The organism is Klebsiella sp. HMSC25G12 (genome assembly GCF_001807705.1).
GTDB lineage: Bacteria > Pseudomonadota > Gammaproteobacteria > Enterobacterales > Enterobacteriaceae > Klebsiella > Klebsiella variicola.
Map to the genome: position 1 here is coordinate 1 of NZ_KV789848.1, position 10,522 is coordinate 10,522.

Below are 10,522 nucleotides of genomic sequence, written 5' to 3' on the forward strand. Positions count from 1 at the left end.
AGCCGGGCTACGACTGAGGAGGCCTGCGGGATACCACCCGTAGGCCCGGCAAGCGCAGCGCCGCCGGGCGGTCAGGCGCCGTACCCGCGGTAGTGCCGGCTGGCAAAAGGCGAGCGGCCTTAAGCGGGTGGATTCACCTTCACTTTGGTCGCCACCAGCAACCCGGTAAACAGCATTAATATTCCTGACAACACCAGCGGCGACAGCAGCCCTAAGTGGTCGAGCGCAATACCGCCGACCGCGGCGCCGCAGGTGTTGGCCAGCTGGATCACCGCCACCTGAATCGACCCGGCTTTTTCCGCCTGATCGGAGAGCGAACGGGTGATCCACGTTGACCACCCAACCGGGATCAGCGCAAACGCGAAGCCCCAGATAATCGCCACCGTCGAGGCGACGATTTTGCTTTCTCCCCACAGCACCAGCGCCACCGCGCAGGCGGTCAGTACCAGTGGCGCGATCGCCAGCGCCGCTTTTACCGAACGCTTGAGAAGCACCGAGGAGAGCGAGGTGCCGATAAAGCTGGCGATACCAAAGCTCAGCAGCACCAGCGTCAGGCCGTCGACATCAAACCCGGCGAGGGTCATGTACACCGGACGTATATAGGTAAAGAAGGCGAACTGCCCGGCAAAGGCCATGAAAATGGCGCACATCCCGGCCATCACCCCCGGACGCTTCAACAGACCAAACATATTTTGCTGCTGAGAAGCCGATTCACCGGGCAGCGACGGCAGCGCTTTCAGCACCCAGAGCGTACACAGCACGCCCATCACCGCCGCGCCGTTAAAGACGTTGCGCCAGCCGATAAGCCCGCCAAGGAAACTGCCCAATGGGGCGGCGATCACCAGCGCGATTGATACCGCGCCGAAGATAATCGATAGCGCTTTCGGCACCACGCGCATCGGCACCAGACGCATGGTCAGCGAGGCCGACATCGCCCAGAAACCGCCGAGCGCCAGGCCCAGACAGGCGCGCCCCAGCAGTAGCAGGGTGAAGCTATCAGCGAAAGATACCAGCAGGCAAGAAAGGGTCAGCAGCAGCGAAAACAGGATCACCACGTAGCGGCGATCGGTTTTGCCAATGATGGAGGTGATAAACAGGCTGGAAAACATCGCGACGAATGCCGTGGTCGTCACCGACTGCCCGGCCATCCCTTCGGAGATGCCTAAATCCAGCGCCATCGGCGTCAGCAGACTGACCGGTAGAAATTCGACGGTAATCAGGCAGGCAACGCAGAAAGCAACCGCGAAAACCGCCGACCAGTTTGGTCGCGCCAGCTCGCGTGCATGGGGTTTGGCTTCATTTGAATGACTCATGAGTGACCTGCGAAGAAAGTGGCTGAAAGCCGCGCAGTGTAACATTTTGTTTGTGACGAATTTAACGTTTTCGCAACTCTTCTCGCTTTTCATAAGAGGATGCGTAGCTGTTCGCATGTTTAAAAAAACGATGCTTGCTATCGCTTTTACAAATCTCAGGAGAATTTAATATAGCACCATGTGCTATACTTTTAACGACAGGATGTCAGCAATGCGTATCTTTAAAACCAAATGGTTTGCCAGAGAGGCTAGTTCTCATGGCATTTCCGACAACGAGCTCTATCAGGCAATTCAATCTGCGCTTCAGGGCAAGGTGGTTGATTTAGGAGGGGGGGTTTATAAAAAGCGACTCAACAAGAATCGCGATCGCGCAATCATCCTTACCAAAAGCGCAGGGTATTGGTTTTATACCTTTCTATATGCCAAACAGGATATGGCCAATATCAACCATCGCGAATTAATGGGGTTTCGTGAGTTAGCAAAACACTATGCCAATCTCTCTGAAGAGAAAACGACGGCCTTAGTTAAAAGTAAAGAACTGGTGGAGATTTGCGATGACAGCAAAAAATAAATACAAAAGCCCGGCTTTCGAAGCGATCCATAGCGCTGCGTCGGGGCTATTCAGCGTTGGCGCAATCCCACAGGAAACAATGCGCCATTTTGATGAATCATGTCTCGGTAGCGTAGCCGCACTTCAACCCATTGAAATTAAAGCGCTACGTGAACAACTCAATGTTAGCCAACCCGTGTTCGCTCGTTATCTGAATACCAGTGTGTCTACCGTGCAAAAATGGGAGACTGGCGCTAAACGACCGAGCGGAATGTCATTAAAATTGCTTAGCGTCGTACAAAAACACGGCCTGAAAATCCTACTGTAGTTATTCTGCCGGATGGCGCTTACGCTTATCCGGCCTACAAGGAACGTAAGGGAGATATGGTTTTGAACCACAGGCCGGATAACAATGAGATCAGTGCAGCCAGTGCACGCCGTCTTCCGGCAGAAACAGCGCGTTATAACGCTGCTGTAGGTTATGCAAATCGCTTGCATCCGGATCCAGCTCGCGCAGAAACCCTTGCGCAAGACGAATTTGCGCGTCGGTAATCGGCGCCGCTAAACGCGCTTTTTGCATCAGGCGATACCAGTAATGCAGGTTTTTTTCGCTGGCATCGACAATCGCGACCTGCCAGATGAGCAGCACCTGCGCGGCGTTCTGCAGATGCGCTTCATTCGGCCGCTCCAGGTAGCGCAAATACTCATTACCGGCGGTTTTTCCCAGCTGATCGATCATTGATTCCAGCGGAACAGGCGTAATGCCCAGGCGTTCGCTCAGGCGGCGGATCGCGCGGCGTGAATCAGAGGTAAACACCCGAAATCCCACAACAAATACCACTACCAGGGTGGCCAGTCCTATCCAGATCATGCATCCTCTCATCCAATCGCGGCCTGACTATCATAATGGGAATTTGCCTGCTGTCGACTGTCGGACCTGGCATATTACGCAAGAAATAAAAAAGCCCGGCGCACTGGCCGGGCAAGGTTACCAAATACCTGGTAAATCAGGCAGTCTGCAAAATACGGTTCTTTTTCTCGCGGCGAATTTTACGCTCTTCAAAGATAGCCACAATGGCCATCAGGCAGATACAGCCGATGGCGGCGGCGTCCAGCGCCGCAAAGGTGCCGGCCCAGCCGGTCAGGCCGAAGACCGGCGTGCCGTCGGCGATCATCCCGAGACCCAGCTTGGCGAAGCTATCGCCGATCAGATAGGCGAAGGTGCCCTTGATTCCATCGGCGGCGCCGATCGCTTTTTTCGGCACAAAGCCGACGGCGGCGACGCCGATCAGCAGCTGCGGACCAAACACCAGGAAGCCCAGCGCAAACAACGAGGCCAGATAGACGTACTGGTTGCTGGCATGTTGGTAAACCCCGAGGGTGGCGATAATCAGCGCCAGCGCGATGCAAGCCACCAGCGCGCGGCGGCCGTTGGCCAGATCCGACAACCAGCCCCACAGCAGCGTGCCGACCAGCGCGCCGACCTCAAACAGGGTAAAGCCCTGAATCGCCACCTCTTTAGACAGCTTCAGCTCCTGGAAGGCGTACACGGTGGACCACTGATCGATACCGATACGCACCACGTAGAGGAAGATGTTGGAGAAGCACAGCAGCCAGATCACTTTGTTTTTCAGCACGTACTCAACAAAGATCTGCCACTTGGTCATCGCATTTTCTTCGGTCTCTTTGTCCTCTTCGCTGATCGCTTCACCAAACAGCTCTTCCGCCGTGCCGAGGCCGTAGGATTCCGGAGAGTCGCTACCGTAGCGCAGGCCAATAAAGCCAACGATCAGCGCAATAATCGACGGGAAGATAAACATGCCGATCACGTGGCCGTCGAACAGATAGTTGGCGCCAAACAGCGCCACGCCCGCCGCGCCCGCGCCGCCGAGGTTGTGGGAGATATTCCAGAAGCCGAGGAAGGTGCCGCGTTTGCGTCTGGGCGTCCACTTGGTGATGGTGGAATAGCTGCACGAGCCGCCGGTGCTCTGGAAGAAGCCGCTCAGCGCATAGAAGGCGATCATCAGGAAAAGGCTGGTGGAGCCCGCGCCCATGCTGGCGCTAAAGCCCAGCATACAGATGGCGGAGAGGATCAGCATAAACGGCAGGAACTGCTTGGTGTTTTTACCGTCGGCATAATAAGACACGAGCGTCTTGCCCACGCCGTAGGTGATGGAGAAGCCCAGGCCAATCATCCCCAGCTGCGTCATGCTCAACCCGTAGGTGGAGATCATGTCGTTCTGCGCGATGTTAAAGTTCTTGCGGATCAGGTACATGGTCAGGTAGCCGATGAAGACCACCAGATAGGACTGCATGAAAGGTTTGAACCACATTTTGCGCCGCACATCGAGCGGCAGATCCAGGGTCGGCTTGCGCACCTGATTCAGAAAGGCCAGCATGGGTATCTCCTGAGCTGATTTTTTATGCCTGCGTCATAACCAGGCATTGTAAAAACCAGCGCGCCATCTGGCCTGAGACGGCGTCCAGGTGAAACCGGGAAAATTTCTTAGTTTTGCCCCGTTCGCGGCCAAAGGGTGAGCTACATCACGCTTCGCTGGCGGTACGCGGCGCCTGCGCGTTTAAAAACGGCAGCAGCAGCAGCGCGGAAATGCCGGCGGCAATCGCAATCACCACGAAGAATCCGGTCCAGTGCCAGATATCCATCACCTGCGCCAGCGGCCAGCCGGAAAGCGAGGCGCCAAGATAAGCGAACAGGCCGACAAACCCGGTCGCCGCCCCGGCGGCTTCTTTATGCGAACATTCCGCCGCCGCCATGCCGATCAGCATCTGCGGGCCGAAAACGAAGAACCCGGTGGTGAAGAAGCTGGCCGCCTGCATCACATAGCTGGCGAACGGCATCAGCCACAGCCCGCCAACCGACAGCAAAATTCCGGCGGCGAAGATCAGGTTCATCGGCCCACGGTTGCCGTTAAACAGCTTATCCGAGCCCCATCCCGCCACCAACGCGCCGATAAAACCGCCCAGCTCAAACATGGTCACCGCCGAGTTAGCGGTCACCAGATCGACGCCAAGCGTCTCCGACATATACAGATTGCCCCAGTCGTTAATCGCCGCCCGCACCACGTACACCAGCACATAGCACAGCGACAGCAGCCAGATATAGGGATTGGCCAGCACGTAGCGGGTCAGGATCGCTTTGCGCGTCAGCCCGGCACCTTCCTGCTGCTGGGCGATTTCCAGCGCATCGTGACGCCAGTCGCCCACGGCGGGTAACCCCACCGCCTGCGGGCGATCGCGCAGCCGCCAGCACAGATACAGCCCGGCGAGGATCGCCAGACAGCCGGCAATCGTCATCCCTGCACGCCAGCCGTAGTGCAGCGCCGCCGCCCCCACCACCATCGGGATCAGCGCGCCGCCGACGTTATGCGCGGTATTCCATAGCGCCCACCAGCCGCCGCGTTCGGTCCGCGAATACCAGGCCGTCAGCAGCCGGGCGCAGACCGGAGAGCCCCAGCCCTGGAAGAAGGCATTCAACGCCCACAGCAGCGCAAAAGCCCACAGCGAGGTGGAAAAACCGAACAGAATATTCACCACCCCGGTAGCGATAAGCCCCAGGCCCATAAAATAGCGGGCGTCGGAGCGGTCGCTAACGATACCGGAGAAAAATTTCGACAGCCCGTACGTGATATAGAACAGCGTGGCCAGCAGGCCAATATCGCTACGAGTCAGCACATTGCTGGCAAGAATTTCAGGCACCGCGGCATTAAAGCTTTTGCGGGTGAAATAAAACAGCGCGTAGCCAAGCCAGATAGTGAGCAGAATATGTCGACGCCAGTAACGATAACGCTCGTCCAGCTCGCGTTTATCGCTAACTGGCGCGGCGTCCGGCGGCGCTTTTAAAAAGGCAAACATCGGCGCTCCTCTCAGGCGTAACGCAGCGGTAGATTGACGCACACGCGGGTACCGTGTGTGCAGGAGATAGTTAACGTACCGCCCAGCGCGGTCACACGTTCGCGCATGCCGGTCAGGCCGAACCCCTGCAGATTCGACCCCGGCGGCAGGCCGCAACCGTCATCTTCCAGCACCAGCATTAGTCGCTCATCCTGCTGCCAGCCCTGCAGGGTAACAGCGCTGGCGCTGGCGTGCTTGACGATATTATTCAGCCCCTCCTGGCAAACGCGAAACAGCGTCACACGCTGGTTCTCGCTCAGTCCCGCCTCGTTAATCCGCCAGTCGAGATGGCTGACAATGCCGCGGTCCTCCAGCTCCATCTCGCGCATCAACGAACGTACTGCCTGCTCCAGCGGCAGGTCGTCGAGCTGACGCGGACGCAGACGGCCTAGCAGTCTACGCACCGAGTCGTAAACTCCCAGCGACAGCTGTTCTATCAGCTGGCCGCTCTGGCGCACGCTGGCGTTATTCGGCGCCAGCCGTTGCACGATCCCCGCCTGGGTGCGAATTGCCGTGATCGTCTGGCCGATATCATCATGGAGCTCGCGCGCCACGTCGCGCCTCACGCTCTCTTCCGTTTCCAGCAGACGTTCCGCCAGCCGCCGATTTCGCGCCAGCTCGTTCTGTAGCGACAGGTTAAGCTCGCGCAATCGCTGGATCCCCGCCCCCAGCAGCAGCCCGGTGAGGCTCTGCGCCAGCAGCGAAAGCAATAGATCGACCGGGTGATCGTGCCAGGTCTGGCTGGCAATCAGCGCAATCGCGTTCATCAGGGTGGCGATCAGCGCCCCCTGCCAGCCGTAGTGCCAGGCGAGGGCAATAATCGGCAGCGCGAGGCAAAATGGGGTAAAGCGGGAGAGCTCGGCGGGCAGCCCAAGCTGCAGCCACAGGCTAATGGTGAATAACAGCAGGTACCAGATCAGATGCCGACCGCGCCAGTTAATCGGCTGGGAGACCAGCGCGGGCCCCAGTGGCCTCCAGACGGTACTGGTAAGATAGTGCCAGATAACCAGGCAGGTCGGCGCCAGCGTCAGACCGCCGGTCAACGTCAACAACAGCGCGGTCAGTCCCTCACTGCCTTCTTGCGCCAGCCACGGCAGCGATTGCAGCAGCGAGGCGGCGATCAGCGCCCCGCCCTGGCGCAGCAGCGTCAGCCAGTCGCGCTGATGGCGATAGCGAGAGATCAACGCCACCGGCAGCAGGGTCAGTAGACTTCCGGTCATCAATATTATCGGATGCGCCAGCGCCACCTCCTGCGCCAGCCAGAAGATAAGCAGCCACTCGGCGCCCAGCAGCACCGGCCAGTAGCCACGCGGGCATTGCAGCATCAGCCCTAAACGCAGGCCAAAGGGAAACAGCAACACCGCTAAATCCGCGCGTTCCACCAGATGCAGACTGATGCTCCACAGGCAGAACCAGGCGGCCGCGAAGATAAAGGCGCAGCCGATGACCGACAGCAATCGTGAGACGACAGCCTTCATTGCCAGCTATCGAACATGCGGCGCGCCAGCTCAACGTCGTTGCTGACGCCCAGTTTTTCCAGCAGGTTGGCGCGGTGAACGTGAACGGTTTTCGGCGACAGGCCGAGCTCGGCGGCAATCTCTTTCACCGCCATGCCCTGCGCCAGCTTTTCCGCCACCTGGCGTTCGCGTTTGGTGAGCGGATCCTGGCGCCCGGCGGCCAGCTTCATGGCGATATCCGGCGTGAGATAGCAACCACCCGCCGCCACCGTGCGGACCGCGGCGATAAGTTCATCCGGACTGCAGCGTTTCGACAGGAAGCCGCGCGCGCCGGCGTTCAGCGCCTGCTCGATCAGCGCCGGGCTGTCGTGTACCGACAGCATGATGGTCGCCATCCCCTTCGGCAACTGGCTGAGCAGCTCCAGCCCGGAAATATCCGGCATGGAGATATCGCAGATACAGACCTGCACGCCGCGCCCCGGTAGCCCCGCCAGCGCTTCGCGGCCGCTACCAAATTCGGCGACAACCTGAAAATCAGCTTCCAGCCCCAGCAGCTGAGCAAAGCCGGAGCGGACAATCAAATGATCGTCAATAAGGGCGATGGTAGTCATGGTGTTTCCTGGTGCCTGAAAGCGCCGGATGGCGGCGTAAACGCCTTGTCCGGCCTACGGATCCACTCCCTGTAGGCCGGATAAGCGCAGCGCCATCCGGCAAAGGCGCTTACCTTAACCATAAGCACCTTACCGTTCAAGCCTTGCGCGATTTACTCGAAGAACACCGCAATTTTGTTAAACATGGTGGGATCGGACTGGTTACGCGCCACTTTGGTGACATCTTCCAGCTTTTCAATCTGGCTAATCATCTGCCCCAATCGCTGGTCATCATTTACCAGCAGCCAGATGCGGCTGTGTTCGCTGCCCTGAATTGGCAGACAGAGAATGCCTTCGACGTTAAACGCCCGACGGGCAAATAGCCCGCAAACGTGGGTCATGACGCCGGGATGGTTGCGGACGGTGAGTTCCAGAATGACGTTATCACATTGTTTTTGCATGGCTTATTCCCCCACCATTTCAGTATTGGCCGCACCCGGCGGTACCATCGGATACACTTTCTGCTGTGCGTCGATACGCACGTGGATCAACGCCGGCCCCGGACGGTCGATAATCGCCTGCAGCGCCGCCTGCGGATCGGCTTCGTTATTTAAATCACAGGTTTGCAGGCCAAAACCGGCAGCAATCTGCATAAAGTTAATCATCCCCGGATAGGTGGCGGCGAACACGCCCTGCTGATAAAACAGGCTCTGCTGCTGGTGCACCAGCCCCAGCGCTTCGTTGTTCAGCAGGATAATTTTGACATCCAGCTGATTTTCGGCGGCGGTAGCCATCTCCTGAATATTCATCATCAGGCTGCCGTCGCCGGAGAAGCAGATAACCTTGCGCTGCGGATTCGCCAGCGCCGCGCCGATCGCCGCCGGCAGGCCGAAGCCCATGGTGCCGAGGCCGCCGGAAGTCAGCCACTGGCGCGGACGGTTGAGCGGGTAGGCCTGCGCTGTCCACATCTGATGCTGACCCACATCGGTGGTGATGATCGCCTCATCGTCAACGCAGGCGGCCACGGCGTTAATCAGGCCGTAATGGGAGAGCGGGTCGCTTTCCTGCGGGATGGCGCAGGGGAATTCACGCTGCAAATCGGCCACCAGCTGGCGCCACTCATCGCGCGGCTGCGCCTCAATCTGCGGGATCAGCTGGGCTAAGACTTCCGCCACATCGCCCTGAATCGCGACGTGCGGTTGCTTAATTTTACCCAGCTCAGAGCGGTCGATATCGACGTGAATAATCTTCGCGTTCGGGCAGAACTGCTCGGTCTTGCCAATCGCCCGGTCATCAAAACGGGCGCCTAAAACAATCAGTAAATCCGCTTCCTGCAAAATGAAGTTGGTGCTGCGCGCACCATGCATGCCCAGCATCCCCAGCGACAACGGATGCGCCTTCGGCAGCATCCCCAGCGCCATCAAGGTCATGGTGGTCGGCAGGTTGGCTTTTTCCGCCAGGTCCCGAATCGGCTGCGGCGCGTTAATCACCCCGCCGCCCAGATACAGCACCGGCCGTTTCGCCGCGTTAATCATTGCCGCCGCCTCACGCACGCTTTCAGGCGTGAAGGCCGGTGCCGGGGCGCGCTCGCCCGGCTCTGGCAACGTTTCCAGCTCAATGGTCGCCGCCTGTACGTCCTTAGGAATGTCTATCCACACCGGCCCGGGACGCCCGGACTGGGCAATACGGAAGGCGTCGCTGATCACCTGCGGCAGCTCGGCGATGTCGCGCACCAGGTAGTTATGCTTGGTGATGGGGATAGAGATGCCGTAGGTGTCCACTTCCTGGAAAGCGTCGGTGCCGATCATGGAGGCCGGCACCTGGCCGGTGATGCAGACCAGCGGGATTGAATCGAGGCGGGCATCGGCGATCGCCGTAATCAGGTTGGTGGCGCCAGGGCCGCTACAGGCCATACAAACCGCCGGTTTGCCTTCGGTTCGCGCCATCCCCTGAGCGATAAAACCCGCGCCCTGCTCGTGGCGCGCCAGGATGTGGCGGATCTGCGTGCTCTGGCTCAAGGCATCGTAGATGGGCAGGATAGAACCGCCCGGGATGCCGCTGACCATAGTGATGCCCTGGCGTTCCAGTAAATGAACAACCAGCTGCGCGCCGGTAAAGCGCATTGTGTTTGATGTGGTGCCCGAACTTGCCATGCTCCAGTCCTTTTATTCTGGGCCGACTTTACCGGGGGGCTCGCCAACAAAAAACCCCGCTCGGTTTGCGCCGGCGGGGTTTGGAATTCGTGTTGTTCCGGACCCTACGGCGCGTTGCCGACGACGACCACCACAGACACGACGACCACCGCGGCTGGCGCGGTTTTTAGTAGGGTCGAAGCGATCAGGGTTGCGTTCATTAGGGACCTGTTGTGTCGAAAAATAAGCTGAATTTATACAAACACAGGTTTTGCGATTTCACAATGGATTTATTTTCATCCACGATAATTTGCGTGAAAGATCACAATTCGGCGCAAAAGGGCAGAAAACAAAAAACCCCGCCGGAGCGAGGTTTTTATCAGCATGGTTACAGGTGGTAGCCGCAAGCACACTGTATTACGTCAACGCCAAAAGTATACGCGATCGCTGCAGTTCGCGCAATTTAAGGTCGGTTTTTCTCTGTCATAGAGTATGGATGAGAGGAGCGTATTTGTCCAAAAAATACTGTTCATCCATGGGTCTTCCCCGATCATGGTGGGAAGGCTCA

Annotated in this window: 12 protein-coding genes; 3 read left to right on the forward strand and 9 right to left on the reverse strand. The window is 58.4% G+C overall.

Annotated elements, in window-relative coordinates:
- Positions 1-119: 119 nt before the first annotated feature.
- Entirely contained in the window at positions 120-1,313 is a 1,194-nt protein-coding gene (gene nepI / locus HMPREF3096_RS07600) for a purine ribonucleoside efflux pump NepI (protein ID WP_032731519.1), read from the reverse strand.
- Between the two features lie 211 nt (positions 1,314-1,524).
- On the opposite strand from nepI, the gene HMPREF3096_RS07605 reads away from it, so the two are divergent.
- Positions 1,525-1,884: a type II toxin-antitoxin system RelE/ParE family toxin gene (locus HMPREF3096_RS07605; RefSeq protein ID WP_022065005.1), complete on the forward strand. Its 360-nt coding sequence runs from the start codon at positions 1,525-1,527 to the stop codon at positions 1,882-1,884.
- A complete protein-coding gene (locus HMPREF3096_RS07610; protein WP_004173862.1) occupies positions 1,868-2,191 on the forward strand; it encodes a helix-turn-helix domain-containing protein in 324 nt (107 codons plus the stop codon). Before HMPREF3096_RS07605 ends, HMPREF3096_RS07610 begins: the two co-directional genes overlap by 17 nt.
- A 90-nt stretch (positions 2,192-2,281) precedes the next feature.
- Here HMPREF3096_RS07610 and HMPREF3096_RS07615 read toward each other — a convergent pair whose 3' ends face one another.
- The 8 genes from HMPREF3096_RS07615 to ivbL all read right to left on the reverse strand — a co-directional run bounded on the left by HMPREF3096_RS07615 (position 2,282) and on the right by ivbL (position 10,175).
- Positions 2,282-2,734, reverse strand: coding sequence for a DUF1198 family protein (locus HMPREF3096_RS07615; protein ID WP_032731520.1), 453 nt, complete (start codon positions 2,732-2,734; stop codon positions 2,282-2,284).
- Between the two features lie 136 nt (positions 2,735-2,870).
- Entirely contained in the window at positions 2,871-4,262 is a 1,392-nt protein-coding gene (gene uhpT / locus HMPREF3096_RS07620; RefSeq protein ID WP_004202242.1) for a hexose-6-phosphate:phosphate antiporter, read from the reverse strand.
- A 145-nt stretch (positions 4,263-4,407) separates the two neighbouring features.
- A complete protein-coding gene (locus HMPREF3096_RS07625) occupies positions 4,408-5,736 on the reverse strand; it encodes an MFS transporter (RefSeq protein ID WP_032731521.1) in 1,329 nt (442 codons plus the stop codon).
- An 11-nt stretch (positions 5,737-5,747) separates the two neighbouring features.
- Positions 5,748-7,232, reverse strand: coding sequence for a signal transduction histidine-protein kinase/phosphatase UhpB (uhpB, locus tag HMPREF3096_RS07630; protein ID WP_168226220.1), 1,485 nt, complete (start codon positions 7,230-7,232; stop codon positions 5,748-5,750).
- A 17-nt stretch (positions 7,233-7,249) separates the two neighbouring features.
- Positions 7,250-7,843: a transcriptional regulator UhpA gene (gene uhpA / locus HMPREF3096_RS07635; protein WP_008806764.1), complete on the reverse strand. Its 594-nt coding sequence runs from the start codon at positions 7,841-7,843 to the stop codon at positions 7,250-7,252.
- 152 nt (positions 7,844-7,995) lie between these two features.
- Entirely contained in the window at positions 7,996-8,283 is a 288-nt protein-coding gene (gene ilvN, locus HMPREF3096_RS07640) for an acetolactate synthase small subunit (RefSeq protein ID WP_002923283.1), read from the reverse strand.
- Between the two features lie 3 nt (positions 8,284-8,286).
- Positions 8,287-9,975, reverse strand: a complete 1,689-nt coding sequence (ilvB, locus tag HMPREF3096_RS07645; protein WP_012540267.1) for an acetolactate synthase large subunit — start codon at positions 9,973-9,975, stop codon at positions 8,287-8,289.
- A 104-nt stretch (positions 9,976-10,079) separates the two neighbouring features.
- A complete protein-coding gene (gene ivbL / locus HMPREF3096_RS28925) occupies positions 10,080-10,175 on the reverse strand; it encodes an ilvB operon leader peptide IvbL (protein WP_002923286.1) in 96 nt (31 codons plus the stop codon).
- 12 nt (positions 10,176-10,187) lie between these two features.
- Here ivbL and HMPREF3096_RS30815 point away from each other — a divergent pair, with 12 nt between their 5' ends.
- Positions 10,188-10,355, forward strand: a complete 168-nt coding sequence (locus HMPREF3096_RS30815; protein ID WP_162550490.1) for a hypothetical protein — start codon at positions 10,188-10,190, stop codon at positions 10,353-10,355.
- The last annotated feature ends 167 nt before the right edge of the window (positions 10,356-10,522 follow it).

Coding starts and splice junctions, on each gene's coding strand:
- uhpT (WP_004202242.1), bottom strand. CDS start 4,262: ATGCTGGCCTTTCTGAATCAGGTGCGCAAGCCGACCCTGGATCTGCCG.
- nepI (WP_032731519.1), bottom strand. CDS start 1,313: ATGAGTCATTCAAATGAAGCCAAACCCCATGCACGCGAGCTGGCGCGA.
- HMPREF3096_RS07625 (WP_032731521.1), bottom strand. CDS start 5,736: ATGTTTGCCTTTTTAAAAGCGCCGCCGGACGCCGCGCCAGTTAGCGAT.
- HMPREF3096_RS07610 (WP_004173862.1), top strand. CDS start 1,868: ATGACAGCAAAAAATAAATACAAAAGCCCGGCTTTCGAAGCGATCCAT.
- ivbL (WP_002923286.1), bottom strand. CDS start 10,175: ATGAACGCAACCCTGATCGCTTCGACCCTACTAAAAACCGCGCCAGCC.
- HMPREF3096_RS07605 (WP_022065005.1), top strand. CDS start 1,525: ATGCGTATCTTTAAAACCAAATGGTTTGCCAGAGAGGCTAGTTCTCAT.
- ilvN (WP_002923283.1), bottom strand. CDS start 8,283: ATGCAAAAACAATGTGATAACGTCATTCTGGAACTCACCGTCCGCAAC.
- ilvB (WP_012540267.1), bottom strand. CDS start 9,975: ATGGCAAGTTCGGGCACCACATCAAACACAATGCGCTTTACCGGCGCG.
- HMPREF3096_RS07615 (WP_032731520.1), bottom strand. CDS start 2,734: ATGATCTGGATAGGACTGGCCACCCTGGTAGTGGTATTTGTTGTGGGA.
- uhpA (WP_008806764.1), bottom strand. CDS start 7,843: ATGACTACCATCGCCCTTATTGACGATCATTTGATTGTCCGCTCCGGC.